Source organism: Nocardioides luteus (assembly GCF_015752315.1).
Lineage (GTDB): Bacteria > Actinomycetota > Actinomycetes > Propionibacteriales > Nocardioidaceae > Nocardioides.
Map to the genome: position 1 here is coordinate 1,972,946 of NZ_JADOVJ010000001.1, position 26,444 is coordinate 1,999,389.

General features: G+C 69.9%; 30 protein-coding genes. 21 read left to right on the forward strand and 9 right to left on the reverse strand.

Going from position 1 to position 26,444, the window contains the following annotated elements; genetic code table 11:
• Positions 1-285: 285 nt before the first annotated feature.
• From HD557_RS09425 to HD557_RS09435, 3 genes are all read left to right on the forward strand, one after another.
• Positions 286-1,560, forward strand: coding sequence for an HNH endonuclease signature motif containing protein (locus HD557_RS09425; protein WP_196873707.1), 1,275 nt, complete (start codon positions 286-288; stop codon positions 1,558-1,560).
• An 82-nt stretch (positions 1,561-1,642) separates the two neighbouring features.
• Positions 1,643-2,374 carry a hypothetical protein gene (locus HD557_RS09430; protein WP_196873708.1) on the forward strand — a complete coding sequence of 244 codons (732 nt, stop codon included), beginning with the start codon at positions 1,643-1,645 and terminating at the stop codon, positions 2,372-2,374.
• Between the two features lie 36 nt (positions 2,375-2,410).
• Complete coding sequence (locus HD557_RS09435) at positions 2,411-3,106, forward strand: aspartate/glutamate racemase family protein (RefSeq protein ID WP_196873709.1); 696 nt, start codon at positions 2,411-2,413, stop codon at positions 3,104-3,106.
• On the opposite strand, the gene HD557_RS09440 is transcribed toward HD557_RS09435, so the two are convergent.
• Positions 3,096-3,683 carry a GNAT family N-acetyltransferase gene (locus tag HD557_RS09440; RefSeq protein ID WP_196873710.1) on the reverse strand — a complete coding sequence of 196 codons (588 nt, stop codon included), beginning with the start codon at positions 3,681-3,683 and terminating at the stop codon, positions 3,096-3,098. The two genes, HD557_RS09435 and HD557_RS09440, sit on opposite strands and share 11 nt — an antisense overlap.
• On the reverse strand, positions 3,680-5,794 hold the full coding sequence (locus HD557_RS09445; RefSeq protein WP_196873711.1) for a HelD family protein: 2,115 nt from the start codon (positions 5,792-5,794) through the stop codon (positions 3,680-3,682). Before HD557_RS09445 ends, HD557_RS09440 begins: the two co-directional genes overlap by 4 nt.
• Positions 5,795-5,933: 139 nt before the next feature.
• Here HD557_RS09445 and HD557_RS09450 point away from each other — a divergent pair, with 139 nt between their 5' ends.
• The 7 genes from HD557_RS09450 (at position 5,934) to HD557_RS09480 (ending at position 11,609) form a co-directional block, all read left to right on the forward strand.
• A complete protein-coding gene (locus tag HD557_RS09450) occupies positions 5,934-6,293 on the forward strand; it encodes a hypothetical protein (RefSeq protein ID WP_307785575.1) in 360 nt (119 codons plus the stop codon).
• A 55-nt stretch (positions 6,294-6,348) separates the two neighbouring features.
• Positions 6,349-7,278, forward strand: coding sequence for an ABC transporter ATP-binding protein (locus tag HD557_RS09455; RefSeq protein WP_307785576.1), 930 nt, complete (start codon positions 6,349-6,351; stop codon positions 7,276-7,278).
• Positions 7,278-8,108: an ABC transporter permease gene (locus HD557_RS09460; protein WP_196873712.1), complete on the forward strand. Its 831-nt coding sequence runs from the start codon at positions 7,278-7,280 to the stop codon at positions 8,106-8,108. The genes HD557_RS09455 and HD557_RS09460 overlap by 1 nt, the downstream gene beginning before the upstream one ends.
• Position 8,109: 1 nt before the next feature.
• A complete protein-coding gene (locus HD557_RS09465) occupies positions 8,110-8,922 on the forward strand; it encodes an ABC transporter permease (protein WP_196873713.1) in 813 nt (270 codons plus the stop codon).
• A gap of 71 nt (positions 8,923-8,993) precedes the next feature.
• Positions 8,994-10,136: a methyltransferase domain-containing protein gene (locus HD557_RS09470; protein ID WP_008357265.1), complete on the forward strand. Its 1,143-nt coding sequence runs from the start codon at positions 8,994-8,996 to the stop codon at positions 10,134-10,136.
• Between the two features lie 25 nt (positions 10,137-10,161).
• Positions 10,162-10,356, forward strand: coding sequence for a DUF3046 domain-containing protein (locus HD557_RS09475; protein WP_008357264.1), 195 nt, complete (start codon positions 10,162-10,164; stop codon positions 10,354-10,356).
• Positions 10,353-11,609, forward strand: coding sequence for an MFS transporter (locus HD557_RS09480; protein WP_196873714.1), 1,257 nt, complete (start codon positions 10,353-10,355; stop codon positions 11,607-11,609). Before HD557_RS09475 ends, HD557_RS09480 begins: the two co-directional genes overlap by 4 nt.
• Positions 11,610-11,662: 53 nt before the next feature.
• Here HD557_RS09480 and HD557_RS09485 read toward each other — a convergent pair whose 3' ends face one another.
• Positions 11,663-12,304 carry a DUF305 domain-containing protein gene (locus HD557_RS09485; RefSeq protein ID WP_196873715.1) on the reverse strand — a complete coding sequence of 214 codons (642 nt, stop codon included), beginning with the start codon at positions 12,302-12,304 and terminating at the stop codon, positions 11,663-11,665.
• Between the two features lie 94 nt (positions 12,305-12,398).
• Positions 12,399-12,839: a DUF6153 family protein gene (locus HD557_RS09490; protein ID WP_196873716.1), complete on the reverse strand. Its 441-nt coding sequence runs from the start codon at positions 12,837-12,839 to the stop codon at positions 12,399-12,401.
• Between the two features lie 130 nt (positions 12,840-12,969).
• On the opposite strand from HD557_RS09490, the gene HD557_RS09495 reads away from it, so the two are divergent.
• The 8 genes from HD557_RS09495 to HD557_RS09530 all read left to right on the forward strand — a co-directional run bounded on the left by HD557_RS09495 (position 12,970) and on the right by HD557_RS09530 (position 19,072).
• The gene (locus HD557_RS09495; RefSeq protein WP_231380241.1) at positions 12,970-13,716 is read left to right on the forward strand and encodes a DUF4396 domain-containing protein; all 747 of its coding nucleotides are present in this window, start codon (positions 12,970-12,972) and stop codon (positions 13,714-13,716) included.
• A gap of 261 nt (positions 13,717-13,977) precedes the next feature.
• On the forward strand, positions 13,978-15,027 hold the full coding sequence (gene recA, locus HD557_RS09500; protein ID WP_008357256.1) for a recombinase RecA: 1,050 nt from the start codon (positions 13,978-13,980) through the stop codon (positions 15,025-15,027).
• A gap of 13 nt (positions 15,028-15,040) precedes the next feature.
• Positions 15,041-15,784 carry a regulatory protein RecX gene (locus HD557_RS09505; protein ID WP_307785577.1) on the forward strand — a complete coding sequence of 248 codons (744 nt, stop codon included), beginning with the start codon at positions 15,041-15,043 and terminating at the stop codon, positions 15,782-15,784.
• Positions 15,781-16,281 (forward strand): phosphoribosyltransferase, encoded by a 501-nt coding sequence (locus HD557_RS09510; RefSeq protein ID WP_008357251.1) that lies wholly within the window; start codon positions 15,781-15,783, stop codon positions 16,279-16,281. Before HD557_RS09505 ends, HD557_RS09510 begins: the two co-directional genes overlap by 4 nt.
• A gap of 23 nt (positions 16,282-16,304) precedes the next feature.
• The gene (locus tag HD557_RS09515; protein ID WP_008357249.1) at positions 16,305-17,000 is read left to right on the forward strand and encodes a GNAT family N-acetyltransferase; all 696 of its coding nucleotides are present in this window, start codon (positions 16,305-16,307) and stop codon (positions 16,998-17,000) included.
• A gap of 40 nt (positions 17,001-17,040) precedes the next feature.
• Positions 17,041-17,883 (forward strand): PPK2 family polyphosphate kinase, encoded by an 843-nt coding sequence (locus HD557_RS09520; RefSeq protein ID WP_008357247.1) that lies wholly within the window; start codon positions 17,041-17,043, stop codon positions 17,881-17,883.
• Positions 17,880-18,662: a HipA family kinase gene (locus HD557_RS09525; RefSeq protein ID WP_196873717.1), complete on the forward strand. Its 783-nt coding sequence runs from the start codon at positions 17,880-17,882 to the stop codon at positions 18,660-18,662. Before HD557_RS09520 ends, HD557_RS09525 begins: the two co-directional genes overlap by 4 nt.
• Complete coding sequence (locus HD557_RS09530; RefSeq protein WP_008357243.1) at positions 18,662-19,072, forward strand: DUF3037 domain-containing protein; 411 nt, start codon at positions 18,662-18,664, stop codon at positions 19,070-19,072. Before HD557_RS09525 ends, HD557_RS09530 begins: the two co-directional genes overlap by 1 nt.
• 139 nt (positions 19,073-19,211) lie before the next feature.
• Here the strand turns inward: HD557_RS09530 and HD557_RS09535 are convergent, their stop codons facing one another.
• The 4 genes from HD557_RS09535 to HD557_RS09550 all read right to left on the reverse strand — a co-directional run bounded on the left by HD557_RS09535 (position 19,212) and on the right by HD557_RS09550 (position 22,663).
• Entirely contained in the window at positions 19,212-19,955 is a 744-nt protein-coding gene (locus HD557_RS09535; protein ID WP_008357242.1) for a sirohydrochlorin chelatase, read from the reverse strand.
• A gap of 76 nt (positions 19,956-20,031) precedes the next feature.
• The gene (locus HD557_RS09540; protein ID WP_008357240.1) at positions 20,032-20,775 is read right to left on the reverse strand and encodes a phosphoadenylyl-sulfate reductase; all 744 of its coding nucleotides are present in this window, start codon (positions 20,773-20,775) and stop codon (positions 20,032-20,034) included.
• On the reverse strand, positions 20,772-20,942 hold the full coding sequence (locus HD557_RS09545) for a hypothetical protein (protein ID WP_008357238.1): 171 nt from the start codon (positions 20,940-20,942) through the stop codon (positions 20,772-20,774). Before HD557_RS09545 ends, HD557_RS09540 begins: the two co-directional genes overlap by 4 nt.
• Positions 20,939-22,663, reverse strand: a complete 1,725-nt coding sequence (locus HD557_RS09550) for a nitrite/sulfite reductase (protein WP_196873718.1) — start codon at positions 22,661-22,663, stop codon at positions 20,939-20,941. The genes HD557_RS09545 and HD557_RS09550 overlap by 4 nt, the downstream gene beginning before the upstream one ends.
• Before the next feature lie 465 nt (positions 22,664-23,128).
• Here HD557_RS09550 and HD557_RS09555 point away from each other — a divergent pair, with 465 nt between their 5' ends.
• From HD557_RS09555 to HD557_RS09565, 3 genes are all read left to right on the forward strand, one after another.
• Positions 23,129-24,571, forward strand: coding sequence for a glycine hydroxymethyltransferase (locus HD557_RS09555; RefSeq protein ID WP_196873719.1), 1,443 nt, complete (start codon positions 23,129-23,131; stop codon positions 24,569-24,571).
• 84 nt (positions 24,572-24,655) lie between these two features.
• Entirely contained in the window at positions 24,656-25,192 is a 537-nt protein-coding gene (locus HD557_RS09560; protein WP_050800611.1) for a GNAT family N-acetyltransferase, read from the forward strand.
• A gap of 34 nt (positions 25,193-25,226) precedes the next feature.
• Positions 25,227-25,517: a hypothetical protein gene (locus tag HD557_RS09565; protein WP_196873720.1), complete on the forward strand. Its 291-nt coding sequence runs from the start codon at positions 25,227-25,229 to the stop codon at positions 25,515-25,517.
• A gap of 104 nt (positions 25,518-25,621) precedes the next feature.
• Here the strand turns inward: HD557_RS09565 and HD557_RS09570 are convergent, their stop codons facing one another.
• Entirely contained in the window at positions 25,622-26,365 is a 744-nt protein-coding gene (locus HD557_RS09570; RefSeq protein ID WP_196873721.1) for a class I SAM-dependent DNA methyltransferase, read from the reverse strand.
• Positions 26,366-26,444 lie beyond the last annotated feature (79 nt).

A 26,444-nucleotide genomic window follows, 5' to 3' on the forward strand; every position in this document is an offset into this window, starting at 1 on the left:
CGGCTTCGCCGGCCGCTTCGCGGTCCTGGACTCCGGACCAGATCGAGAAAGATTTGGCTGGTTATCGGGGCGGCGGCCCGGGTGTGGCGCAGCGAGATTCTTGTCTGTTCAGGTCGGTGTTGAGGGGTGGAAGGGTGGCCCCGTTCGGGCCACTTACCATCCACAGGAGCGACGTCGTTCGCTAACCGCGAAAGTGGCTTTGACCTGGTGAAATAGGAGGATCGATCGGCTTTTAGGAGGTAGAATCAGACCCATCACAGCACACCTCTGAAGGAAGGATCGGTGATGAGTCTCGGGCGCGAGATCGACCACTGGGGCACCAATCCCGGCGATGCGATCGACGCTGCTCTGAGCGCCATCGAATCCGCCCTCCGCGACCTGCTGTCCAGCGACCCCGTCTATTGGCGGACCGATCAGAAGAAGGACCTCCTCGAACGACTTGAGAAGCTCCAGGCCCAACAGGCCGCCTTGAAGTTGCGGGTCCTCACGTCTGCTGGTGACATCGCCGAACAGACTGGCGCGAAGGACGCGGCGGGGTGGATGCGGACCGAGCTGCTCGTCGACACCGCGGTCGCCCGGTCTCAGATCAAGCTCGCCGCCAGTGTCGCGAAGTACGAGTTCGTTTCGGCTGGTCTCGCTGAGGGTGTGGTGTCCCCGGACAAGGCGCGGGTGATCACTTTGGCGTTGGACAAGATCGACGCTGATCCGGTCGCGAGCGCCGAGGACCTGATGCTGGCTGAGAAGCTCCTGGTCGACTACGCCACCAGGTTGACCGCCAACGAACTCCGCATCGTCGGCAAACGGATCCTCCGCGAGATCGACCCCGCAAGGTTCGAAGACGCCGAAGCCAAAGCCCTGTTGGCTGAGGAAGAACGAGCCCAGCAGAAGACCGCGCTGCGGGTGTGGGACAACCACGACGGCACCATCGGGTTCGACGGTGTTCTCCCGGTCTCGGTGGGGATGAGGTTCAAGCGGCTGGTCGAGGCCTACGCCCAGCCCCGCAAGCAGCGGCTCATCGACAAGGGCGCGCCCCTGCCGCCGTGGGAGCGACTGATGGGTCAAGGATTCGCCCGGCTCCTGGAGACCATCGACCCCGCATCTCTGCCCCGCCATGGTGGGGACGCGACGACCATCAACGTGATGATCAGCCTCGCCGAGCTCCGCAAAGACCTCGGCATCGCGACTCTGGGTTACGACGAGACCAACGGCACCACCATCAGTGCAGCCGAGGCCCGCAAGCTGGCCTGCAACGCCACCATCATCCCCTGGGTCCTCGGCGGCGACGGTGAAGTCCTCGACGCGGGTAGGGCGAGCAGGTTCTTCCAGCCGATCCAGCGCAAGGCGCTGCGGCTCCAGCAGAAGTGCTGCCAAGCCGAAGGGTGTGACATGCCACCTGAATGGTGCGACGCCCACCACCTCAACCCCTGGGCCGCCGGCGGCAAGACCGACCTCAAAGACGGGGCGTTGTTGTGCCTGCATCATCACCGTCTCGCGCACAACCCCGCCTACTTTCACGAACGACTACCCGACGGCACCATCCGATTCACCCGCCGTCCCTGAGACGCAGCGCGGGAACAGTCTGCGCCGAAAATGAGTATCGGCGCTCACGCCAGGCCCGATGAGGCCGTCGAGACTGGCTGACATGAAGACCTTGTGGGCCGTGCTTGCCGTCGTGGCGCTGACACTCGCCGCAGGTGCCGGCGCGTTCTGGGCGTGGGCTCAGGGATCGCCGGCGGAAGCGCGGACGCACACGCGCGCGGTGGCGATCTTCAACGCGATGGAGACCTATCCCGGCAGGACTGCCTATGACCAGGCGCGGGAGGGGGAGCGGCAGGGAGACGTGGAGATCCTGGTGGCGTCCGACAGTCCCGAGGACGGCAGGCGGATCGTGCTGGCGATCACGGCGCACCACGCGTGCCGGACGAACTGGGAGTGTGCCACCCGGATCTGGCCCGACTCCTCGAACACTTACTCTGCCACCCGCTGCTTCGAGTGGTCCGAGCCGCGCGAGTGGGACACTGCCGACGAGGTCGACTGTCCGAGCGAGCCGGAGATCGACACGACGACCGCGCAGTCCGTCGACCTGCCGAAGGATGCCGAGGTCCGGCTCGAGGCAGCCCTGGGCGCGGACGACGCGGCGGCGAGCGTACGCGCCCTCAACGATCTCCCGGGGCTCGAGGTGCAGTCGGAGGGGACGCGGGTCTACGTCGCCTCTGGTGGGATCACCGGCTACTGGACCGGGCGGATGTCCACCGACTGCGTGCTCGGGTGGAAGGTCGGTGGCGAGGTCGAGGGCGTACGTCTCTCCGCAGGTCCTCACGAGGATCCGGTGAGCTGTGGCTGGGAGGACGCTCGAGCCCGCGCGGAGGTGTGACGTTCGCGGTGTTGGCCGCCCGGGCAGACTGAGGGCATGCGACGGATCGGTGTGCTGGGCGGGATGAGCTGGGAGTCGACGGCGGAGTACTACCGCCTCCTCAACGAGATCACCGCGAAGCGGCTCGGCGGGCTGCACTCCGCCGACCTGCTCGTACGCTCGGTGGACTTCGCCGAGATCGAGGAGATGCAGGTCTCCGGCGACTGGGAGCAGGCCGGGGCCCGGCTGGCCGAGGAGGCTGCCACGTTGAGCGGGGCCGGGGCGGAGGTGATCGTGCTGGCCACCAACACGATGCACAAGGTGGCCGGGGCGCTGGAGGAGACGTACGGGGAACGTTTCCTGCACCTGGGTGACACGACCGCGGTGGCGGTGCGCGCGGCCGGGGTCGGGCGCGTGGGGCTGCTCGGCACCGGGTTCACGATGTCGCAGCCGTTCTACGCCGACCGGCTCCGTGGCCACGGCCTCGACGTCATCGTCCCCACCGAGCCGGACCAGGAGACCGTGCACCGGATCATCTACGAGGAGCTGTGCCTGGGGACGTTCCTGGACAGCTCGCGTCAGGCGTACCTCGAGGTCGTCGACCGGCTGGTCGCCGCCGGCTGCGAGGGCGTCATCCTCGGCTGCACCGAGATCGAGCTGCTGCTGCCGATGGAGACGTACGCAGGTGTGCCGCTGTTCCCGACGACCCGGCTGCACTGCGAGGCCGCGGTCGAGGCGGCCCTCAGCCTCTAGCGGCCCACTCCTCGGCCAGGATCGCGTAGGAGAGCCCGTCGAGCCAGCCCCGGGTGCGGTGCAGGGAGTCCTTGACGGTGTGCGACTCGCGGCGCATCCCGAGGCGCTCCATGAGCCGCCAGGAGGTCACGTTGTCGGCGAAGCACTCGGCGATGACGCGACGCAGCCCGAGAGGGCCGAAGCAGACGTCCATCACCGCGCGTACGGCCTCGGTCGCGTAGCCGTTGCCCTGGTGGGCGGGGTCGATGGTCCAGCCGAGCTCGGCCTGGGTGCCGTCGGCCTGGTTGCGCACCTCGGTCTGCGACCACGGGTCGGTGACCCGCAGCATGAGGTCGCCGACGATGACGCCGTCGCGCTCGATCACCAGGGCGGGCCCGAGGACGTCGGGGCGCTCGAAGATCCGACGGTAGGCGTCGATGTCCGCGAACGCACTCGTCACCCACTCGGAGACCTCGGGGAGGCCGCGGAAGGCCCAGGTCGGCTCGATGTCGGCGGGCGTCATCCGCCGGATCACGAGCCGTTCGGTACGCAGCGGCCACTCGGCCTTCACCAGCGGGTCAGGGCGGGTGTCGATCATGCGTCCACCTTCGCACCAACACTCTCCGGGATGCCACCCAGTTCTTCGGGAAGGCCGCCCTGGGTGAGCTCGGTGCGCACCACCAGGGACGTGACCGCGCGGGTGAGGCAGACGTAGAGGCGGCGCAGGCCGGTCTCGCGGTCGGGCTCACCGGCCACGATCGCCGTCGGGTCGGAGACGACGACGTGGTCGAACTCGAGACCCTTCGCCAGCGAGGCGGGGACCAGGTCGAGATGGGCGTCGAACTCGGTCTCCGCGTCGGCCGCGCTGACCTCACCGAGGGCGATCTCGGCGAAGGCGAGCCCGGCCTCGGTCAGCTCGGCGCGCACCGCCGCCAGCGCGGCGTCCGGCACGATCAGCCCCACCGACCCGGCCCGGTCGAGCACGTCCGCCAGTGCCTCCACGACGGTCGCGGAGGTGAAGGTGAGGTCGCCGCGGGTGCGGCGCACCGCGACCGGCGGCTCCAGGTCGGGAGCGATGTGGGGGAGGAGGCGGGCGGCGTAGGCGATCACGTCGGCCGGCACCCGGAACCCGCGGGTGAGCTGCTCGACATGGCCGTCCGGCTTGCCGAGATGGGCCAGCGCATCGGCCCAGGACGACGAGGCCCACGGCGTGGTCGCCTGGGCGAGGTCACCCAGGATCGTGAGCGAACCCGTCGTCGAGCGGCGGCCGAGGGCGCGCAGCATCATCGCGGAGAGATCCTGGGCCTCGTCGGCGACGATGTGGGCCACGGACGGCGTACGGTCGAGCAGGTCGGCGATCTCGTCGAGGAGCACCAGATCGGCCAGCGACCAGCGGGCCGCGCCGGCCGAGCGGGGCGGCTTCTCCCACCGCAGCAGCGCCTGCTCTTCCTCCGAGAGCACCCCGTCGGCGATCTGCGCCAGCCATTCCGCGTCGGTGAGCAGCCGGAACAGCACCCGGGCCGGCTTGAGGTCCGGCCACAGCGCGGTCGCATAGTCCTTGACCGGCTTCGTCCGCGCCACCGCGTCGTGCACCCGGTCGTCGGGGGAGTCGCCGGACCGCTCCATCTGCACGAGCACCCGGTGGGCCAGGGCCCGCGGCAGCAGAGCCCGGCCGGCTGCGTACCGGAGATCGTTGGCGCGCAGCCCCTCCACGGCCTCGCGCGCCTCCGAGGCCGGCACCCGCCAGCGTCGCGAACCGCGCGGGACCACCAGCGCCTCCGCGGGCTCGCCGACGTGGGACCAGACCGCCCGGCGGAGCACCTCGGCCATGCGTACGTCACCCTTCAGCGTCGCCACCGGAGCGGTGTCCTCCGAGCGGATGGTGCCGTGGTTCTGCCCGTTCTCGGCGACCAGCTCGGCGATCGTCGCCTGCTTGGCCTCGATCTCGCCGAGCGCGGGGAGGACGTCGCGGATGTAGCGCAGGAACGAGGCGTTGGGGCCGACGATCAGGACCCCGCGGCGGGTGAGCTGGTCGCGGTGCGCGTAGAGGAGGTACGCCGCCCGGTGCAGCCCCACGGCCGTCTTCCCGGTGCCCGGCGCACCCTGCACGACGATCGTCTGCGACAGGTCGGCCCGGACCAGGACGTCCTGCTCGGGCTGGATGGTGGCGACGATGTCGCGCATCGGCCCCACACGGGGCCGCTCGATCTCGGCCTCGAGGATCGCCGAGTGCTCCTGTGCAGGCCCGCCGTCGGTCAACGACTCGTCCTCGAAGGCGGTCAGCTCGCCGTGGGAGAACCCGTAGCGGCGCCTGCGCGCCAGCCCCATCGGCTCGGTCCGCGAGGCCCGGTAGAACGGGACGCTGACCGGGGCGCGCCAGTCGACCACCATCGGGTCGCCGGCGCTGTCGGTGATGTGGCGGCGGCCGACGTGGAACGACTCGGCTCCCGCGGCGGCGGTCCGGTCGATCCGGCCGAAGAAGAGCGGCACCTCCGGGTCGTCCGCGAGCTGCTCGAGGCGGTGCGCGAGCGTCGCGTCGAGGATCTCGGCGCTGACCCAGTTGCCGGCGTCGGAGGAGTCCAGCGACTCGACCCTCCGGCGCATCCGGGCCAGGTCCTGCCGGGAGGCGTCCAGATGGGCTCGTTCGGCGTCGAGCTCGCCGAGGTCGTCGTGGTTGGCTTTCTCGTCGAGTGTCCCGTCTATGGGCATGGCTGGTTCATCGCTTCTCCGTGGCGGCCGGGTGATCGATCGGGCGTGGGGTCAAAGGCTCCAAGATAGGCGAGCCCGGAGTGGCTGCCCAACAGGTTTATCGAGGCGCGCGTTGGGCACCGGGAGGCACAATAAAAGCGTGAGCCTGTTCGATCGACTTCGGCGCCGCGGGACGCGGATGAGCCGTCCCACCGGCGAGAGCTACACCGGATCCACCCGGGTACGCGCCTCGGACTCCACCGACCAGAAGCATCTCGAGCAGTTCATCGAGACCCGGCGGGGCGTCGAGGGGTTCGTGGAGCCGCGCACGGTCGTCAGCGAGGTGACCCTGCTGCTGGTCGCCCACGACGGCGAGTGGACCCGGCGGCGGGTGCCGTCGGCGCAGTGGGCGCACAAGTTCGCCAACAAGCACAAGGTTCCGTCCTACGACGCGGCCGTGGTCGGCGTACCGCAGCGGATGCGCGACTACAACCGGCGCCGGAAGCAGCAGGGCGGGTAGGCGCCGGCCGGAACTCGCTCGAAAGTGTCGGTGCGCGCATCTAGTCTTTGCCGACGTGGGTGAAGACCTGATGATCTCGGCGCGTGGCCTGCGCAAGTCGTTCGGCGACTTCGAGGCGGTGCGCGGCATCGACGTCTCGGTGCGGCCCGGGGTGGCCTTCGGCTTCCTGGGTCCCAACGGTGCCGGCAAGTCCTCGACGATGCGGATGATCTGCTGCGTCTCGCCGCCGACCGGGGGAGAGCTGCGGGTCTTCGGGATGGACCCGGCCAGGGAGGGGCCGAAGATCAAGGCACGGCTCGGGGTGTGCCCGCAGGAGGACACCCTCGACGTCGAGCTCAACGTCTACGACAACCTCTACGTCTACGGCCGCTACTTCGGGCTGCCGCGAGCCGAGGTCAAGGGCCGGATCGAGGAGCTGCTCGACTTCGTCCAGCTCACCGAGAAGGCCAAGGCGAAGGTCGACGACCTCTCCGGCGGGATGAAGCGGCGGCTGACCATCGCCCGGAGCCTGATCAACCGGCCCGAGATCCTGGTGCTCGACGAGCCGACCACGGGGCTGGACCCGCAGGCCCGCCACGTCATCTGGGACCGGCTCTTCCGGCTCAAGCAGGCGGGCGTGACCCTGCTGCTGACCACCCACTACATGGACGAGGCCGAGCAGCTGTGCGATGAGCTCGTGGTGATGGACCAGGGCCGGATCGTGGCCCACGGCACGCCGCTGGGGCTGATCCAGGAGCACTCCACCCGCGAGGTCGCCGAGCTGCGCTTCGGCGTCGGCGAGCACGAGGCGCTGGCCGCCAAGGTCGAGGACCTGGCCGAGCGGGTCGAGGTGCTGCCCGACCGGCTGCTGCTCTACAGCGACGACGGCGAAGCGGTCATCGAGGCCGTCCACAGCCGCGACCTGGCCCCGGTGGCGACGCTGGTGCGGCGCTCCTCGCTCGAGGACGTCTTCCTGCACCTGACCGGCCGGACACTGGTGGACTGATGACCGACTACGCCGACACGGGCCCGGCCACCGCGCCGACCGCGCCCTCGGGGCTGATCGCCGGTGCGCTGCGGATGGGCGACTACTGGCTCACGGTCCTGGCGCGCACCTGGAAGGGCGGGGTGATCACCACCTTCGTGACCCCCTTCTTCTACGTGCTGGCGCTGGGCGTGCTGCTGGGTGGGTTCGTCGACGCCGACCCGGCCACGCTCGAGGGCGCTTCGACCTACCTGGCGTTCGTGGCTCCCGGCATGGTGGCCGCTCACGCGATGACGATCGCCTTCGCCGACCTCACCTATCCGGTGATGGGCATGCTCAAGTGGCAGCGGATCTACTACTCGATGATCGCCTCGCCGCTGGCCCCGTCCCACATCGTGCTGGCCCAGCTCGGCTGGGTGGTGCTGCGGGCGCTGTTCGCCTGTGGGGTGTTCCTGCTGGTCCTGGCTGCCTTCGGGGTGTTCGAGACGGTATCGGGCGTACTGGCGGCCTGGCTGGTGCAGGGGCTGGTGGCGCTGGCCTTCGCCACCCCCGTGATGCTGTTCTCGCTCTCGATCAAGGGCGAGGAGTCCTTCGCGCTGATCTTCCGGCTGGGGATGATCCCGCTGACCCTGTTCAGCGGCACGTTCTTCCCGATCGGCAACCTGGGTCCCGTGCTCGAGAAGATCGCGATGGCCTCACCGCTGTGGCACGGCGTCGACCTGACCCGGATGCTCACGGTCGGTGAGCTCGACTGGAGCATGGTCGCGATCCACGTCGCGTATCTCGGCATCCTGGCGGTGGTCTGCTGGTGGCTCGCGATCCGTAAGCTCGGCGAGAGGCTGGTCTCCTGAGATGGCGATCCTCAACGCTGCGGTGAGCGCCGCCGTCGCCCGTCCGCTGCGGGGCGGCGAGGCCGCCCGGCTGCTGCTGTGGCGCAACATCCTCGTCTACCGGCGGGCCTGGCTGGTGTTCGTCACCGGCTTCCTGGAGCCGGTCTTCTACCTGTTCTCGATCGGCATCGGCGTCGGCGCGATCGTCACCGGGTTCACCTACGCCGGCGAGCCGATCGAGTATCGAGACTTCGTCGCGCCGGGGATGATCGCGGCCTCGGCGATGAACGGGTCGCTGCTGGACGCGACGTTCAACTTCTTCTTCAAGCTGAAGTACAACAAGCTCTACGACCAGATGCTGGCCACCCCGCTGCGCACGGTCGACATCGCCGTCGGCGAGATCCTGTGGAACCAGCTGCGCAGCGGCATCTACGTCGCGGCGTTCCTGGTGATCATGCTCGCGATGGACCTGGTCCACTCCTGGTGGGCGATCCTGGTCGTGCCGGCGGCGCTGCTGATCGGGTCGGCCTTCGGGGCCGTGGGCATGGCCCTGACGACCTACATGACCTCCTGGCAGGACTTCGAGAAGGTCACCCTCGCGATGATGCCGATGTTCCTGTTCAGCGCGACCTTCTTCCCGGTCACGGCCTACCCGGACTGGCTGCGCTGGGTCGTGGAGGTGACGCCGCTCTACCGCGGCGTCGTGCTCTGCCGCGAGCTGACGCTCGGGGTGCCCTCGTGGGGCTCGCTGGTCTCGGTGGTCTACCTGCTGGCCTTCGGCGCGATCGGGCTCGCCGTCGTGCGGCGCAGGCTCGACTCCCTACTCCTCACCTGAGCGGCAGCAACTCGCGTCTCACAGGCAGGATCTCCCTCGTGTCGGCCGTGGCCGGCCGTCAAGATGGATCCATGACCTATGACGCGATCACGCCCGACACCAAGGACTGGACCTGGGTCCTCGACCGGCCCTGCCCGGAGTGCGGATTCGTCGCCGGTGCGGTGACCGCGGACCAGCTGCCCGAGATCGTCCGGGACAACGCGACCTACTGGGAGATCTACCTCGCCGCCGACAACGCGCGCGACCGGCCGCAGCCGGGCGTGTGGTCGGCGCTGGAGTACGGCGCACACGTACGCGACGTCCACCGCGTCTTCGGGGAGCGGCTGCGGCTGATGCTGGCCGAGGACGAGCCCCGCTTCGCCAACTGGGACCAGGACGTGACCGCCCGCGAGGACGACTACGCGAGCCAGGACCCGGCGCTCGTGGCCGAGGAGCTGATGGACGCCGCGGACGCGGTCGCCACGATCTACGAGAAGGTCCCGCCGGACGCCTGGGGCCGCCGCGGCATCAGGTCCAACGGCGACGTGTTCAGCGTCGAGTCGCTGGGCCGCTACCACCTCCACGACGTCGTCCACCACCTGTGGGACGTACGCTCGGCCGCCAAGCAGGCGACCGTCGCCGCCTACGACGCCAGCGTCGCGACGTACGTCGAGGCCACCTCGTTCTCCGAGGAGAACCGTTCGATCCTCGACCGGTTCCTGGCCGAGCTCGAGCCCGGCGACCACGTGCTCGAGATCGGCACCGGCCCGGGCCACGACGCGAAGGCCCTGGAGGCCGGGGGAGTGCGGGTGCGGCGCACCGACATCAGCGAGGGATTCGTGGCGCACCTGCGCAAGCAGGGGTACGCCGCGGCCTGCCTGGACCCGCTGACCGACGACCTGCGCGACCCGGTCCACCCCGACGTCCCCTACGCCGCGGTCTGGGCCTCGGCGACGCTGCTGCACGTGGCCCGCGACGACTTCGCGACGGTGCTGGGCCGGCTCGCCGAGGTCACCCGGCCGGGCGGAGCGCTGCACGTGTCGATGAAGCAGGGCGACGGCGAGGAGTGGACCAACCGCGGCAACGTCGAGGCGCCCCGGCTCTTCGTCTACTGGCGCGAGCCCGCGCTGCGGGCGGCGTTGGACGAGGCCGGCTGGGAGGTGCTCGAGGTCGGGCACGCCGATGGCCGGCTCGGCGACGTCTGGCTCGATGTGCTCGCCCGGCGGCGCGCCTGAGCGCGGCTGAGTAGCATTCGGGGCGATGAGACACACGGAGTTCTGGTCGCGGATGGACGACGCGCTCGGCGAGGGCTACTCGCGAGCGTGGGCACGCCAGTTCGTGATGGGTGAGCTGGGCGGGCGCACCGCCCAGGAGGCACTCGACGACGGGGTCCCGCCGAAGGAGGTCTGGGCCGCGGTCTGGAAGGCCCTGGAGCTGCCGGCGCGTGAGCGGTGACCCTGGTCGCACCGGCCTCGGTGGCCGCGGTCCAGAAGCGCACCATCCTCACCCTGGTCGCCACCCAGGCGGTCGGCGCGATGGGGATCACCATCGGCATCGCGACCGCGTCCCTGCTGGCGCGCGACCTCTCCGGCTCGGAGTCGATGGCGGGCCTCTCGCAGACGACCCAGGTGCTCGGCGCGGCGGTGGCTGCGTACGTCCTGGGGCGGGTGATGGACGCTCGCGGGCGCCGCTACGGGCTGCTGGCGGGCTACCTGCTCGGGGCGGCCGGCGGACTGCTGGCGGTCCTGGCCGGCGTGGTCGGCTCGATGACGCTGCTGCTGGTCGGCGCGCTCCTCCTCGGCGCGACCACCGCGGCGAACAACGGAGCGCGCTACGCGGCCACCGACCTGGCACCTGCGACGAGCCGGGCGCGGGCGCTCTCGGTCGTGGTCTGGGCGACCACGTTCGGAGCGGTGATCGGCCCCAACCTGACCGGTGTCGCCGAGGTCTTCTCCGACGCCGTCGGGATCCCGGTGCTCACCGGGCCGTTCGCGGTCGGGTCGATCGGGATGCTGGCGGCCGCGCTCGTGGTCGGGGTCTTCCTGCGCCCTGACCCGCTGCTCGTCGCCCGCGAGGCCGCACCGGTCGCCGAGTCCACACCGGTGGTCGAGCCTGTCGAGACCACCAGCTGGCGCCGGGCGCTGGCCGTGATCCGGGAGCGCCCCGCGCTCGCGGCGGCGGTGGCCGGACAGGCAGCGGCGCACGCCACGATGGTGGCGGTGATGGTGATGACGCCGCTCCACATGGAGCACGGCGGCGCCGGGCTCGAGATCATCGGACTGGTGATCAGCGGGCACGTCCTGGGCATGTTCGCCTTCGCGCCGGTCGCCGGCTGGCTCGCCGACCGTGTCGGCCGGGCCGACGTGATGGCGCTCGGCGGCGGGGTGCTCCTCGTGGCCCTGGTCCTGTGCGCCGTGGCGCCGCAGGGGAGCTCGGGGCGGATCTTCGTGGGGCTCTTCCTGCTCGGTCTCGGCTGGTCGCTGGCCACGATCGCGGCCGCCACCTCCGTCGCCGACCACACCCCGCTCGAGGTCCGCGCCGACGTCCAGGGCAGCGCCGACCTGATCATGGGCGTCGCGGCGGCTGCCGCCGGGGCGGTCTCGGGCGTCGTCGTGGACGTGGCCGGATACCCGGCACTGGCGCTCGGCACGATCCTGCTGGTCGGGGTGCTGTTCGGGGCTGCGTACGTGGCTCGTCGGTCGGCCTGACCCGCGATGGGCAGGGCCTGCCGCGTGGGCAGGCCCTGCCCGCTGTCAGGACCTCAGCCGAGGATCTTCTCCATCGTGTCGATCTCGGTCGACTGGTTCTCGATGATGGTGCCGGCCAGGTCGACGGCAGGCTTGAACCGGCCCTCGCCCTGCTCGGTCTCGGACATCTCGACCGCACCCTCGTGGTGCTCGATCATCATCTCGAGCCACATGTCCTGGAACTCGGCGTCGGAGGCGTTCTCCAGGGAGTCCATGTCCTCGGCCGACATCATCCCGGGCATGTCGGTGTCCATGCCCTCCATCGAGTCGGACATGCTGCTGTCCTCGTCGCCGTGGCCCTCGTGGCCGCCGTTGACGTGGTCGCGCATCGTCGATGGCACCTCCTCGCCCCACTCCTGGAGCCAGGAGGACATGGTCTCGATCTCGGGGCTCTGGGCGGCCCGGATCGCGTCGGCCAGCTCCTGGACCTCGGGATCGAGCGTGCGGTCCATGGTCAGGTCGACCATCGCCATCGCCTGGGCGTGATGCTGGATCATGTCGGTCGCGAAGGCGACGTCGGCCTTGTTGTGCTCGGTCTCCGACAGCTCCTGCGGAGCCTTGGCCTCCTCGCTGCCGCCGCAGCCGGACAGGGTCAGGAGCACGGCCAGGCCGGCCGCGGCCCAGGTCGCGCGGATGAGGGGACGTTGCGTACGCATCTGTTGTCTCTCCTTGTCATGTGCTGTTTGCGGGGCTCGCCGACCCACCTGCGGACCTCGGGATACGCCGGGTCGCGGGTGGATCAGTGCCCGCTCAGCACCTGATGACGGAGAACGCCCATTCCGGCGGCGGCCCGGTCGCCGCACGGGTGACGAAGGGCGCGGGCCCGGTCGTGCGGGACCGCCCGCGCGTCGGGGAGAACCACCAGGCAGGCGTACGCCGCCACAGCCCGCTCAGGAGCAGCGCCCCGGCTGCGAGCAGGAACGCCGCGCACAGCACCATCGACGTGTGTTCCTCGCCGCCCGGCTGTCCGGCGTGGCCGGCGGCTCCGTGGTCGGCGTGCTCGAGGGCGTGCATGTGCTCCACGTGGGCGGCGGGGAGGCGCGGCGCGGCGTGCTCACCGTCGGTGCGGGTGCCGTGCAGACTCAGCGCATGCATGCCCAGCAGGCCGGCAACTGTGACCAGGACCGCTGCCAGCAGACCGGCGCGTACGGCCGGCCGGGTCGCCCGCTGTCGTCGTGCTGCCGTCCACACACCGCACACCCTAAGGACTCGTGTGCGGTTGGACAAAGCGGGCGTGCGGGCGGATATCGCTTGCGGATGCATACCCCCATGGGGTATGAATTGCCCCGTAGGCAGACGAACGATCGAGCAAGGGAGCGACATGAAGTCGCATGACGAGCACGTGCACGCCGGACATGAGCACTCGATGCACGAGGGCCACGAAGGTCATGAGGGTCACGGAGACCACTCCGGGCACTCGGCCCCTGACCATTCCGGGCACGGCGCCCACGGCGCCCATGGCGGGAGCGGCATCAACGCGATGGCCGCCAGCGCGACGCTGCACTGCCTCACCGGGTGCGCGATCGGCGAGATCGCCGGTCTGATGATCGGCACCGCGATCGGGCTGAGCACGGGCTGGACGATCGTCCTGGCCGTCGGTCTCGCGTTCGTCTTCGGCTACGCCCTCTCGACCCTCCCGCTGCTCAAGTCGGGTCTGGCCCTCGGCACCGCGCTCAGCGTCGTGCTCGCGGCCGACACGCTCTCGATCGCGACCATGGAGCTGGTCGACAACCTGGTCATGGCGCTCATCCCGGGGGCCATGGAGGCCGGACTGGTCAACGTCGTGTTCTGGGTCGGGATGATGATCGCGCTCACGGTCGCCTTCGTCGCCGCGTTCCCGGTCAACCGTTACCTGTTGCAGCGGGGGAAGGGGCACGCGCTGACCCATGAGTACCACGGGGCGGCCCCGGTCCGGCAGGGTTTCCACCGCTACATCCCGGCGTTCTCGAGCGGCGCCCTCGCGGCGGCCATCTTCGCCTTCATGCTCGGCGGCCTCTCGGTCTCCATCGCCGACGAGCTCGGCGCCGACCCGGCCCCCGCCGAGCAGATGGAGATGGAGGGCCACTGAGGGTCTGGCGACGGGCCCGGCGACGGGCTCGGCGACCCCGACACGCCCGAACAGGTGTTCACATCGAACGCTTGTTCGGGCTAGTGTGGGTGGTAGGTGGAGCGTGGTTCGTGCTTTGCGAGGGGTCGTGAAACACCGTGCCGGAGGGTCCCGTTCAGAAACTGTCGGTGGTCCCGTCTAGCGTCTGCCTTGATGACGACGAAGACACGTGGACAAGCGGCAGGCAGGGGCAAGAAATCTGCTCCTCAGGAAGGAAAGAACATGGCGGCAGGTGATCGCGAGAAGGCATTGGATGCCGCTCTCGCCAACATCGAAAGGCAGTTCGGCAAGGGCTCGGTCATGCGGCTGGGCGACGAGACCCGGGCGCCCCTCGAGGTGATCCCGACCGGCTCGATCGCGCTCGACGTGGCGCTGGGCCTGGGTGGTCTGCCTCGCGGCCGGGTCGTGGAGATCTACGGTCCGGAGTCGTCGGGTAAGACGACGGTGGCCCTCCACTCGGTCGCCAGCGCCCAGCGCGCCGGTGGCATCGTGGCCTTCATCGACGCCGAGCACGCCCTCGACCCGGAATACGCGAAGAACCTCGGCGTCGACACCGACGCCCTGCTGGTCTCCCAGCCCGACTCGGGTGAGCAGGCCCTGGAGATCGCCGACATGCTGATCCGCTCGGGCGCGCTCGACCTGATCGTCATCGACTCCGTCGCGGCGCTGGTGCCGCGGGCTGAGATCGAGGGCGAGATGGGCGACAGCCACGTCGGTCTGCAGGCGCGACTGATGAGCCAGGCGCTGCGGAAGATGACCTCGGCCCTGAACAACTCCGGCACGACGGCGATCTTCATCAACCAGCTGCGCGAGAAGATCGGCGTGATGTTCGGCTCGCCCGAGACCACGACCGGTGGTCGCGCGCTGAAGTTCTACTCCTCGGTGCGACTCGACGTGCGCCGGATCGAGACGCTCAAGGACGGCACCGACATGGTCGGCAACCGCACCCGCGTCAAGGTCGTGAAGAACAAGGTGGCCCCGCCGTTCAAGCAGGCCGAGTTCGACATCATGTACGGGAAGGGCATCTCCCGCGAGGGCGGCCTGATCGACGTCGGTGTCGAGGCGGGCCTGGTCCGCAAGGCCGGCGCTTGGTACACCTACGAGGGTGACCAGCTCGGCCAGGGCAAGGAGAACTCCCGCAACTTCCTCAAGGACAACCCCGACCTGGCCAACGAGCTGGAGAAGCGGATCCTGGAGAAGCTCGGTGTCGTTCCGACCGTCGAGGCAGAGGCCGCGCCCGCGGCCGAGCCTGCCGGTGTCGAGGACTTCTAGGTCCCTTTGATCCGTGGCTTCGTCCAAGCGTGACCGCTCGTCCACCCAGGACCCCTGGGTGGACGAGCGACCCGCGCCCGACTGGCTGGGGGACGTCTCCCTCGGTGTCGAGGCCTGGGCAGGCAAGGTCGACCCCACTCCGTCGGACGACCCGTCGGGCGTTGGATCGAGCCTGTCGAGATCACCAACACGGTCCCACCGACGCCAGAGCCGCCCCGCGGACCCCGCAGACCCCAAGAACGATCCCGAGCCCGACCACGAGGCGATCGCCCGCAAGATCCTCCTCGACGCCCTGACGGGCCAGGCGCGCAGCCGCAAGGAGCTCGCCGACAAGCTCGAGAAGAAGGAGGTCCCGGCCGCCCTCGCGACGCGGCTGCTGGACCGCTTCGAAGAGGTCGGCCTGATCGACGACGAGGCCTTCGCCAAGGCCTGGATCGCCAGCCGGCAGCCCGGAAAGGGTCTGGCGCGCCGAGCCCTCGCCCAGGAGCTCCGCCGCAAGGGGATCGACGACGACGTCGCCCGTGAGGCGCTCGACGAGATCGACCCGGATGACGAGCGTGAGGCCGGCCGGCGGATGGTCCGGCGCAAGCTGCGCTCGCTCGAGCGCTTCGACGACCAGACCAAGACCCGGCGTCTGGTCGGGATGCTCGCCCGCAAGGGATACGGCGCCGGTGTGGCCTACGGCATCGTCCGCGAGGAGCTCGCCCTTGCCGATGAAGATGACCCTGGTGGTCTCGTGTCAGAATCCGATCTGTGAGTGAGCAGCAAGAGCGCGAGATCCTGACCTACGAACTCTTCGGCACCGCGGTGCGCGAGATCGCCCAGAAGGTCGTCGACAGCGGCTACGAGCCCGACATCGTGCTCTCCATCGCCCGCGGTGGCCTGGCCCTCGGGATGGGCCTGGGCTACGCCCTCGACGTGAAGAACCTGTCCGCCGTCAACGTGGAGTTCTACACCGGCGTCAACGAGCGTCTCGACGTCCCGATCATGCTGCCGCCCACTCCGGCCGCGGTCGACCTGACCGGCATGAAGGTGCTCATCGCCGACGACGTCGCCGACACCGGCAAGACCCTGGAGATCGTGCACGACTTCTGCGAGGGCCACGTGGCCGAGGCCCGCACCGCGGTGATCTTCGAGAAGCCGTGGACGGTGATCAACGCCGACTACGTCTACAAGAAGACCGATCGCTGGATCGACTTCCCGTGGTCCTCCCAGCCGCCGCTCGTCGACCGCCGTGGCGGCAAGGCCCACTGACCCCTCGGCGCTAGCCTGAGGTCATGTTCACACCGGTCGCCGTCCACACCGGGACACAGCGTCTCGGTGGTGTGACGCGCCCGGGGGAGAGCTGGGCATCGGCGGCGACGAGGATCGCCGGGCGGCCTGCGTACGCGGTGGACCTCTCGGGCGAGGTGAAGGAGTTCTCCTCCGACCCGATGCCGGTGGTGGCGCTGCGGCCGATGACCCGCGGCGACCTCCCGCACCTGGTCCGCTGGCTCAACGCGGAGCACGTGCACCGGTGGTACTCCGTCGACGGTGAGCCCACGCCCGAGTGGGTGGCCGAGAACTACGGGCCCGACATCGACGGCAAGACGCCGGTGACCTTCTGGGTGATCGAGGTCAACGGGCGCTCGGTCGGCTTCTGCCAGGACTACCGGATCAGCGACGAGCCCGACTACGCCCTGCTCACGCCCGACCCGGACGCGATCGGCTTCGACTACGCGATCGGGGAGCCGGCCTTCGTCGGCCGTGGCATCGGGCCGCGGATGGCCTGGGTCTGGCTCACCACGATCCCGCGCCGCTATCCCGGCGCGACGGCCTGCTTCGCCGCCCCCGACCACCGCAACGCCGCCTCCTTGCGGATGCTCGACAAGGTGGGCTTCGAGCAGGGCACCTGGTTCGACGAGCCGCAACCCGACGGCTCGACGACCACGATGGTCGGCTGCTCGCTGGATCTTCGGCGCGTACTCGGGTGAGCCGCTCCGCTCGCCCCCGTCGCGGGCCTATCGTCAGGGCATGAGCCTTCTCGACGAGCTGCGGCTGCCGGCCGGACCGGTGGACCTGCGGAAGTACGACACCAACTCCGCGCCCGGCGTCGGCGCCGACAAGGAGACCGGCAAGCAGGTGCTCGCCGAGCTCGGCCCGACGCTGATCGAGCTGCAGACCAAGCTGTTCGCCTCCAGGGAGAGCGACACCCCGAAGCGGGTGCTGCTCGTCCTGCAGGGGATGGACACCTCCGGCAAGGGTGGGGTGCTGAAACACACCGTCGGGTTGGTCGACCCGGTCGGCGTGAAGATCACCAGCTTCAAGGCGCCGACCGAGGAGGAACGGGCCCAGGACTTCCTGTGGCGGATCGAGAAGGCGGTGCCAGGGCCCGGCTACCTCGGTGTCTTCGACCGCTCCCACTACGAGGACGTGCTGATCGGACGTGTCCGCGGTCTCGCCGCCCCCGAAGAGATCGAGCGGCGCTACGCCGCGATCAACGACTTCGAGCAGCGGCTGGCCGACGACGGCACCGTCATCCTCAAGTGCATGCTGCACATCTCGCCGAAGGAGCAGAAGAAGCGGCTGCTGGCGCGGCTCGAGGACCCGACGAAGCACTGGAAGTACAGCCCCGGCGACGTCGACGAGCGCCAGCTGTGGGACAGCTACCAGGAGGCGTACGAGATTGCGCTGGAGCGCACCAACACCGAGTACGCTCCGTGGTACCTCGTGCCGAGCGACAAGAAGTGGTATCGCAACCTGGCCATCGGCGAGCTGCTCCTGGAGACCCTGGACCGGCTCGATCTCGACTGGCCCGCGCCCAGCTTCGACATCGCCGAGGAGAAGAGACGACTGGAAGAGGACACCATCTCGTGAGTCTGGAGACGGTGCGGGTGACGCGGTATGTCACCCCGCTCCGGGAGGGCGGCAGCCTGCCCGGGATCGTGGAGGCCGATGACCTCGGCACCTATGTCTGCAAGTTCCGTGGCGCCGGGCAGGGGCTTCGGGTGCTGGTCGCGGAGGTGATCGTCACCGGCCTGTGCCGGGCGCTCGACATCCCGACCCCGGAACAGGTCGTGCTCGACCTCGATCCCGAGATCGCGCGCTACGAGGCCGACGAGGAGGTCCAGGACCTCCTCAACGTGAGCGCCGGCCTCAACCTCGGCATCGACTTCCTGGCGGGTGCGTTCGGCTACGACGCCGCCTACGCGCCCGAGCCGGCGCTGGCGGGGCGGATCCTGTGGATGGATGCGCTGATCGCCAACGTCGACCGCTCCTGGCGCAACCCCAACATGCTGCTGTGGAACGGTGCGCTCTACGTCATCGACCACGGCGCCTCGCTCTACTTCCACCACGTCTGGCCCGGCGGGGGCGGCGACCCGGCACGCTACGCGGCGCAGGCCTTCGACACCTCGGAGCACATCCTGCGCGCCTTCGGCGCCGAGGCGCTCGCCCAGAACGACGACCTCGCCGCTCGCCTCGACGATGCGGTGCTGGAGAAGGTGCTCGCCGACGTACCCGACGAGTGGCTCGAGCCCGTCCCCGGCTACGACACCCCGGAGTCGCTGCGCGAGCGCTACGTCGCGTTCCTGCGTGCCCGCCTCGACGGCGGGCGGCCCTGGCTGCCCGCGGCCGAGCCCGCCCAGGGGGCGTGATGGACGCCTACCAGTACGTCGTGCTCCGCTGCGTACCCCGGCCCGAGCGTGAGGAGTTCCTCAACGTCGGCGTCGTCCTCTACTGCCCCGAGCAGAAGTTCCTCGCCGCCCGCTGGACGCTCGACGAGCAGCGCCTCGCCACCTTCGCCCCGCGTCTCGACCTCTCCCTGGTCCGGGCGGCCCTGGAGTCGGTCGACCTGATCTGCGCCGGCGCGGCCCACGCCGGCTTCGGCGCGGGCGTCCGGGCCACGGCGTACGGAAACCGGGCGCTCTCCGACAACGAGTCGGCCCGCTTCGGCCTCCTCAAGGCCCCGAAGAGCACCGTCCTGCAGCCCGGACCCGTCCACGGCGGCGTGACCACCGACGCCGCCGCCGAGCTCGACCGCATCTTCGCCCACCAGATCGCCTGACAGCCGACCCTCTGGTCGAGCCGCCGGAGCCGCTGGGCGGAGGCGTGTCGAGACCAACACAGTTCCTATCGAGCGCCGAGAGGACCGTGTTGGTCTCGACACGCTCGCTGGCGCTCGCGGCTCGACCAGCGGTGGCGGATCAGACGGGGACGAGCTCCACGGCGCCGACGGCGTAGCGGGCCAGGATGGTGCGGGCCACCTCGGGGTGGGCGCCCATCGGGTCGCTGACCGCGACGGCGCCGGCCTCGAGGGCGAGCTCCTTGGCCCGGTCGGGCAGCTGCCCGGGAGCCAGGAAGAGCATGCCGACGGCGATGTGGCGGCGGCCCTCGGCGCGGAAGGCGCGGACGGCCTCGCCGGTCGCGGGCGGAGCGGCCGAGGCGTACGCAGCCACGACCGGCAGCTTGTGGTGGGCACCCCAGATCCGGGCCAGCCGGGCCACGGACTGGTTGGCCAGCGAGTCCGAGGAGCCGGCGGCGGCCAGGACGAGGGCGTCGAGCTCGCGCACCCGGGCGGCCTTCAGCGACTCCCGCAGGCGCTCGTCGAGCACCTGCAGGAAGACGCTCTCGAGGCCGAGGATGGCGCTGGTGTGGATCCGCAGGCCGGAGTGGCGGGCGGTGGCCTCGGCGATGACCGAGGGTACGTCGACGCGGGCGTGGAACGCCTCGGTCAGCAGCAGCGGCACGACGACGATCTCGTCGTGGCCGGCCTTGACCAGCTTGTCGATGACGGCCTGGAAACGCGGCCGGGAGTGGTCGAGGAAGGCGGCTTCGATGCGGAGGTCGGGGCGCAGGGCGCGTACCTCGGCCACGAGGGCGTTGATGGTCGCGGCGGACTGCGGATCGCGGCTGCCGTGAGCCAGGGCTACCAGAGCGGGAGCTGCCATTGTCTTCATCCTTCGGGTGTTGCGGGGAACGTCGGAAAGTCTGTGTCTGTTCGCGCCCTTCGGGCGGCGCGGCCGGTCAGGCGTGGATACCGCACTCGGTCTTGCCGGTGCCGGCCCATCGCCCGCTGCGCGGGTCCTCGCCGGGAGCGACCCGGCGGGTGCACGGCGCGCAGCCGATCGAGGGATACCCGTCATAGACGAGCGGGTTCACGAGCACTCCGTTGTCCTCGATGTATCGCTCGACCTGCTCGTCGGACCATCGCGCCATCGGCGAGACCTTGACCTTCTGGCGCTTGGCGTCCCAGCCGATGACCGGGGCGATGACCCGGTTCTTCGTCTCCGCGCGGCGCAGGCCGGTGGCCCAGGCGTCGTAGGAGGCGAGCGAGTCGGCCAGCGGCTTGACCTTGCGCAGTGCGCAGCACAGGTCGGGGTCGGTCCGGTAGAGGTCCTTGCCGTACTCCGCGTCCTGCTCCGCGACGCTCTGCACCGGGGTGATCGTCAACAGGTTGACCGGCATCGTCGCCGCGACCGCGTCGCGGGTGCCGATCGTCTCGATGAAGTGGTAGCCGGTGTCGAGGAAGACCACGTCGATCCCGGGCACGACCTTCGAGGCGAGGTGCGCCAGGACCGCGTCACCCATCGAGGACGTGATCGCGAACCGCTCGCCGAAGGTGGCGGCGGCCCACTCGATGATCGTCTCGGCCGGGGCGAGCTCGAGCTCGGCTCCCCAGTGGGAGACGATCTCGCGCAGCTCCTCGGGCGTACGTCCCTCGGTGTCGACCGCGCGGTTGGCCCGGGCGGCTGCTGTGCTGACGCTCATGCTTGCGCCTCCTTCGTGACGGTCCGAGAGATCTGTCCCAACGACTTCAGCTGGAAGGCCCGCAGGCAGGCGCGGCACTCCCAGGACCCGTGCGTCGCCTCGTGCGGCCACAGGTCGGTCTCCCCGCAGAACGGGCAGTGGAACGGGGTGCCGGCGCGCTCGCTCATGCGGGCACCTCCGTGAGGGTCTTCTCCCCGCGCAGCAGCACCTCGTCGGCGCGTGCGGTCCAGGCCGAGAACGTCTCGCCCTCGGTCCGGTCGGCCAGGTAGTTGACCACCAGCGCGGAGATGTAGTCGTCGAGCCCGGCCGAGGTGACCTTGTGGGCCCGCAGCTTGCGCCCGAAGTTGGCGGTGAGACCGGTCGCGCCGCCCAGGTGCACCTGGAAGCCCTCGACCTGGTTGCCCTGGTCGTCGAGGACCAGCTGGCCCTTGAGCCCGATGTCCGCGACCTGGGTGCGGGCGCAGGCGTTGGGGCAGCCGTTGACGTTGACGGTGATCGAGGCGTCGAGCTCGGGGAAGCGGGACTCGAGCGAGGCGATCAGGTCACGGGCGCGGTCCTTGGTGTCCACGATCGCGAGCTTGCAGAACTCGATGCCGGTGCAGGCCATCGTGTTCTGCCGCCAGTTGGAGGGCCGGGCAGAGAAGCCGATGGCGTCCAGGTCGGTGACCAGGTCCTCGACGACCTCGGGGTCGACGCCGATGAGCACGATCTTCTGGTACGGCGTGAGCCGGGCGCCCTCGACGGCGAACTTCTCCATGACGCCGGCGAGCTCGACCAGGTGGGTGCCGGAGATGCGGCCGGCGATCGGGGCCAGCCCGACGTACTTCTTGCCGTCCTTCTGGTCGTGGATGCCGACGTGGTCGCGGTGGCCCAGCGGCGACTCGGGGGAGGGGTTGGAGATCAGCTCGCGGTCGAGGTACTCGTTCTCGAGGACCTCGCGGAACTTCTCCTTGCCCCAGTCGGCGACGAGGAACTTCAGCCGCGCCCGCGAGCGCAGCCGGCGGTAGCCGTAGTCGCGGAAGATGCCGGCGACGCCGGCCCACACGTCCGCGACCTCCTCGAGCGGCACCCACACGCCGAGCTTCTCGGCCAGGCGCGGGTTGGTGGACAGACCGCCGCCGACCCAGACGTCGAAGCCGGGCCCGTGCTCGGGGTGGACGGTGCCGACGAAGGCGATGTCGTTGATCTCCGGCGCCACGTCGTGGGAGGGGTGGCCGGTCAGCGCGGTCTTGAACTTGCGCGGGAAGTTCGAGAAGGCGGGGTCGCCCAGGTAGCGCGACTCGATCTCGCGCAGCGCCGAGGTGCCGTCGATGATCTCGTCGGCGGCGACGCCGGCGACCGGCGAGCCGAGGAACGGACGCGGCGAGTCACCGCACGCCTCGGTCGAGTGCAGGCCGACCTCCTCGAGGCGCGACCAGATCTCCGGGACGTTCTCGATCTCGATCCAGTGGTACTGGATGTTCTCGCGGTCGGTGATGTCGGCGGTGTCCCGGGCGAAGTCGACGCCGATCTGACCCAGCGTGCGCACCGCAGCGGAGGACAGCAGCTTGCCGTCGGAGCGGACCCGCATCATGAAGTAGCGGTCGTCGAGCTCCTCTTCCTCGAGGATCGCGGTCTTGCCGCCGTCGATCCCGGGCTTGCGCTGGGTGTAGAGACCGAACCAGCGGAAGCGGCCGCGCATATCGGCCGGGTCGATCGAGTCGAACCCGCGCTTGGAGTAGGTGTAGAGGATCCGGTCGCGAACGTTGAGCGGGTCGTCGTTCTTCTTCGACTCCTCGTTCTTGTTCAGCGGCTCGGTGTAACCGAGGGCCCACTGACCCTCGCCCTTCTTGGGCCGGGGGATCTCGGTCCGGGTGGCGCGCTTGGCCTGAAACCGGTTGTCGCTCATGTCAGAGAAACCTTTGCGTCGGTCGTGGACGCACGGCGGAGCAGGGACGTGCTCGCGGCGGGCGCCCGGGATGTCTGTCGGGCGGCGGGCCAGCGGCTCGACGCGGTGGGATGCGGAGCGCTGGGCGTCAGTGGCGCCAACAGATCGAGCTGCGGATGCGGCAATAGTCCACGTGGCGTCGAACCACGAGGTGCGCATGTGTTGCAGCAGTGACCATGTCAAGGAGTCTCAGGGAGCGGACGGCCTCCACGCAATCTGGAATCCCGATATATGAGACATTGGTCCGTTATGTGGGACGTTCCCGCTCGTTCAGGCGGGCGATGTGGCCGAGGTCACCATCTGGTCACGGTCTCTTAACCCGGTTGAGTGGCGTCCCATTCCCGCGAGCGGTGATAGGGGACGTACGCAACCCACGGGGCGACCACGATGCTGCTCTCGTCCGCGCGGCTGACTAGGCTGTGATCCATGAGCGATCTGTCCGCCTTGACGAGTTCTGCCTACAACCAAGCCCTCGAGGTCATCGCCTCCGTGGAGCCCCGCATCGCCGAGGCGACCAAGCAGGAGCTCGCCGACCAGCGAGCCAGCCTCAAGCTGATCGCGAGCGAGAACTACGCGAGCCCCGCCACGCTGATGACGATGGGCACCTGGTTCTCCGACAAGTACGCCGAGGGCACCGTCGGCCACCGCTTCTACGCGGGTTGCCAGAACGTCGACACCGTCGAGCAGATCGCCGCCGAGCACGCCAAGGAGCTCTTCGGTGCCGAGTACGCCTACGTGCAGCCGCACTCCGGCATCGACGCCAACCTGACGGCCTACTGGGCCATCCTCGCCCACCGGGTCGAGGGCCCGTGGCTGGAGAAGATGGCCGTCAAGAACATGAACGAGCTCTCCGAGGCCGACTGGGAGACGCTGCGTGCCGAGCTCGGCAACCAGCGCCTGCTCGGCATGAGCCTGGATGCCGGTGGCCACCTCACCCACGGCTTCCGCCCCAACATCTCCGGCAAGATGTTCCACCAGAACCAGTACGGCACCGACCCGGAGACCGGACTGCTCGACTACGATTCGCTGCGCGCCAAGGCCAAGGAGTTCCAGCCGCTGATCATCGTGGCCGGCTACTCCGCCTACCCGCGTCGGGTGAACTTCGCCAAGATGCGCGAGATCGCCGACGAGGTCGGCGCCACCCTGATGGTCGACATGGCCCACTTCGCCGGCCTCGTCGCCGGCAAGGTGTTCCAGGGCGAGGAGAACCCGGTTCCCTACGCCCACGTCGTCACGAGCACCTCCCACAAGTCGCTGCGCGGCCCGCGCGGCGGCTTCATCCTGGCCACCGAGGAGTACGCGCCGAGCGTCGACCGCGGCTGCCCGATGGTCCTCGGCGGCCCGCTGAGCCACGTCATGGCCGCGAAGGCCGTCGCCTTCGCCGAGGCGAAGCAGGAGAGCTTCCAGACCTACGCCCAGCAGGTCGCCGACAACGCCAAGTCGCTCGCCGAGGGCTTCCTCAAGCGGGGCGCCAAGCTCGTCACCGGCGGCACCGACAACCACCTCGTCCTGCTGGACGTGACCAGCTTCGGCCTCACCGGCCGCCAGGCAGAGTCGGCGCTGCTCGACTCCGGCGTGGTCACCAACCGCAACTCGGTCCCGGCCGACCCGAACGGCGCCTGGTACACCTCGGGCATCCGCCTCGGCACCCCGGCCCTGACCACCCGCGGCTTCGGCGCCGACGAGTTCGACCGTGTCGCCGAGCTCATCGTCGACGTGCTCTCCAAGACGACCCCCGGCACCACCAAGGCCGGTGGGCCGTCCAAGGCGTCCTACGCCATCGAGGACGGCGTCGCCGACAACACGAAGGCCGCTACGGCGGAGCTGCTCGCGAAGTTCCCGCTGTACCCCGGTCTCGACCTGGCGTGACCTCATGAGCGAGCGTCAGCGAGCGACAACAGGCCTCAGGCCGCCGCGTCCGTATCATTGCGCTTGCGCTGAGGAGGTGGCCGCATGAGCGCCCCGAGAAGGCCGAGCTCGCTGCCCGGCGCCGGGACCCCTGCGAAGGTGGTCCCGACGGCGGAGGTGCGTGTCGTGGTCGAGGATGAGTGGCCGGCGCTCAAGCAGGTGCGCCTGGCGGCTCTGCAGGACACTCCCGAGGCCTACTGGGACTCCTACGAGGAGGTTGCCACCTGGCCCGACGAGCGCTGGCGGTTGTGGGCGGCGTCCGGCGCCGCCGTGATCGCCTGGGTCGGCGACAAGCCGTCCGGGCTCGCGGCCGGGATCATCCAGGACGACGAGCACCACATGATCTCGATGTGGCTGGCTCCGGACGCTCGTGGCCACGGCCTCGCCGAGGCGCTCGTCCACGGTGTCGCCGACTGGGCCCGCCGCGACGGTGCCACCGTCCTGACGCTGTGGGTCGTCGACGGCAACGAGTCCGGCCGTCGCCTCTACGAGCGGATCGGCTTCGAGCTCACCGGCGACGTCCAGCCCTTCCCCGAGGGCGACCCGCGCACCGAGTCGAAGATGGCGCTGCGCCTCACCTGACTCCGACGCCGCCGGGAGATCGTAGGGTTGGCCTGTGAGTCATGAGGTCGATGTGAGTGCCCTGGCGATCAACGTCGCCATCCCCGAGGAGCTTCAGTGGACCGACGCCCGCAGGGACGTGGCCTTCCGGCTCACCACCCTCAACGTCCGCCTGCTGCCTGACGGCCGACTCGCCGCCAAGGCGTACGGACGCCCGGTCGACGGTGGTCGAGGTGCCTACACCTCGTTCCCGGTGCCCGACCGCCCCGAGCTCGCCGGGCTCATCGGCGAGGCGGCGAAGGTCGCCGCGGAGCGGTGGCAGGCGGCGTACGCTCCGGGAGCATGACGCCCGCCGAGGCTCGAGGCGCATCACAAGATCGAGGTGTACCTCGACCGCGCCCCCGGCGAAGCCATCCGTGAGGCGATCCGGCTCGCCTGGGAGTTCCAGCGCTACTCGGGCTTGCGCCAGAGCGACACGTGACTGGTGGACTCGCTGGTGAAGTCGGAGCGGTCCCAGCCGGCGTACCTGGCCTCCGGCGTCATCCCGGCCAGCCGGGCCATCAGGTCGAGCTCGGAGGGCCAGACGAAGCGGAAGTTGTGCTGTCCATAGCGGAAGCGACCGTCGGCCTCGCGGGTGTAGTGGTGTGAGATCGCCTGCTGGGTGACCAGGTCGTAGGTGTCGAACCCCAGGTGACCGGACGAGACGTCGAACGGGATCGCCGGGCTCCCCGGCGGGAGCCGCCGCAGCCCCGGCACCCCGACCTCGACCAGGAAGCGACCGCCGGGAGCCAGGTGCCGAGCGGCGTTGGCGAAGCAGGCGACCTGCTCCTCCTGCGTACGCAGGTTCCCGATCGTGTTGAAGACCAGATAGACTAACGAGTACGTCCCGACCCCGGGCGCCTCGGCGGTGGCCATGTCGCCGACCACGACCGGGATCTCCTCCGCGGTGACCTTGCGCCGCAGGACGTCGACCATCGGCTCGGAGAGCTCGATGCCGGTGACCGGCACCCCCAGCTCCCGCAGAGGTACGCCGATCCGGCCCGTCCCGATGGCGAGCTCGAGCGCCGGGCCGCCGTCGGCGACCTCGGCGAGGAAGCGGGCGACCGGCCCGGTCACCTCGGGCGAGTTGACCCAGTCGTCGGGGTCGTCGTAGCGCTCGGCCGTCTCACGGTCCCACAGATCGCTGCTCGTCATGGGCGTCGACTCTGCCCGGCGACGTAGGCCGAGCGCGAACCATTTTGCGTCGCCCGCCGCCTGCCGATCGAGGGTCCCG

Bases quoted from the DNA above. Each gene is read 5' to 3' on its own strand.
- HD557_RS09425 (WP_196873707.1), top strand. From the start codon at position 286: ATGAGTCTCGGGCGCGAGATCGACCACTGGGGCACCAATCCCGGCGAT.
- HD557_RS09430 (WP_196873708.1), top strand. From the start codon at position 1,643: ATGAAGACCTTGTGGGCCGTGCTTGCCGTCGTGGCGCTGACACTCGCC.
- HD557_RS09435 (WP_196873709.1), top strand. From the start codon at position 2,411: ATGCGACGGATCGGTGTGCTGGGCGGGATGAGCTGGGAGTCGACGGCG.
- HD557_RS09440 (WP_196873710.1), bottom strand. From the start codon at position 3,683: ATGATCGACACCCGCCCTGACCCGCTGGTGAAGGCCGAGTGGCCGCTG.
- HD557_RS09445 (WP_196873711.1), bottom strand. From the start codon at position 5,794: ATGCCCATAGACGGGACACTCGACGAGAAAGCCAACCACGACGACCTC.
- HD557_RS09460 (WP_196873712.1), top strand. From the start codon at position 7,278: ATGACCGACTACGCCGACACGGGCCCGGCCACCGCGCCGACCGCGCCC.
- HD557_RS09465 (WP_196873713.1), top strand. From the start codon at position 8,110: ATGGCGATCCTCAACGCTGCGGTGAGCGCCGCCGTCGCCCGTCCGCTG.
- HD557_RS09470 (WP_008357265.1), top strand. From the start codon at position 8,994: ATGACCTATGACGCGATCACGCCCGACACCAAGGACTGGACCTGGGTC.
- HD557_RS09475 (WP_008357264.1), top strand. From the start codon at position 10,162: ATGAGACACACGGAGTTCTGGTCGCGGATGGACGACGCGCTCGGCGAG.
- HD557_RS09485 (WP_196873715.1), bottom strand. From the start codon at position 12,304: ATGCGTACGCAACGTCCCCTCATCCGCGCGACCTGGGCCGCGGCCGGC.
- HD557_RS09495 (WP_231380241.1), top strand. From the start codon at position 12,970: ATGAAGTCGCATGACGAGCACGTGCACGCCGGACATGAGCACTCGATG.
- recA (WP_008357256.1), top strand. From the start codon at position 13,978: ATGGCGGCAGGTGATCGCGAGAAGGCATTGGATGCCGCTCTCGCCAAC.
- HD557_RS09515 (WP_008357249.1), top strand. From the start codon at position 16,305: ATGTTCACACCGGTCGCCGTCCACACCGGGACACAGCGTCTCGGTGGT.
- HD557_RS09520 (WP_008357247.1), top strand. From the start codon at position 17,041: ATGAGCCTTCTCGACGAGCTGCGGCTGCCGGCCGGACCGGTGGACCTG.
- HD557_RS09530 (WP_008357243.1), top strand. From the start codon at position 18,662: ATGGACGCCTACCAGTACGTCGTGCTCCGCTGCGTACCCCGGCCCGAG.
- HD557_RS09535 (WP_008357242.1), bottom strand. From the start codon at position 19,955: ATGGCAGCTCCCGCTCTGGTAGCCCTGGCTCACGGCAGCCGCGATCCG.
- HD557_RS09540 (WP_008357240.1), bottom strand. From the start codon at position 20,775: ATGAGCGTCAGCACAGCAGCCGCCCGGGCCAACCGCGCGGTCGACACC.
- HD557_RS09545 (WP_008357238.1), bottom strand. From the start codon at position 20,942: ATGAGCGAGCGCGCCGGCACCCCGTTCCACTGCCCGTTCTGCGGGGAG.
- HD557_RS09550 (WP_196873718.1), bottom strand. From the start codon at position 22,663: ATGAGCGACAACCGGTTTCAGGCCAAGCGCGCCACCCGGACCGAGATC.
- HD557_RS09555 (WP_196873719.1), top strand. From the start codon at position 23,129: ATGAGCGATCTGTCCGCCTTGACGAGTTCTGCCTACAACCAAGCCCTC.
- HD557_RS09560 (WP_050800611.1), top strand. From the start codon at position 24,656: ATGAGCGCCCCGAGAAGGCCGAGCTCGCTGCCCGGCGCCGGGACCCCT.
- HD557_RS09570 (WP_196873721.1), bottom strand. From the start codon at position 26,365: ATGACGAGCAGCGATCTGTGGGACCGTGAGACGGCCGAGCGCTACGAC.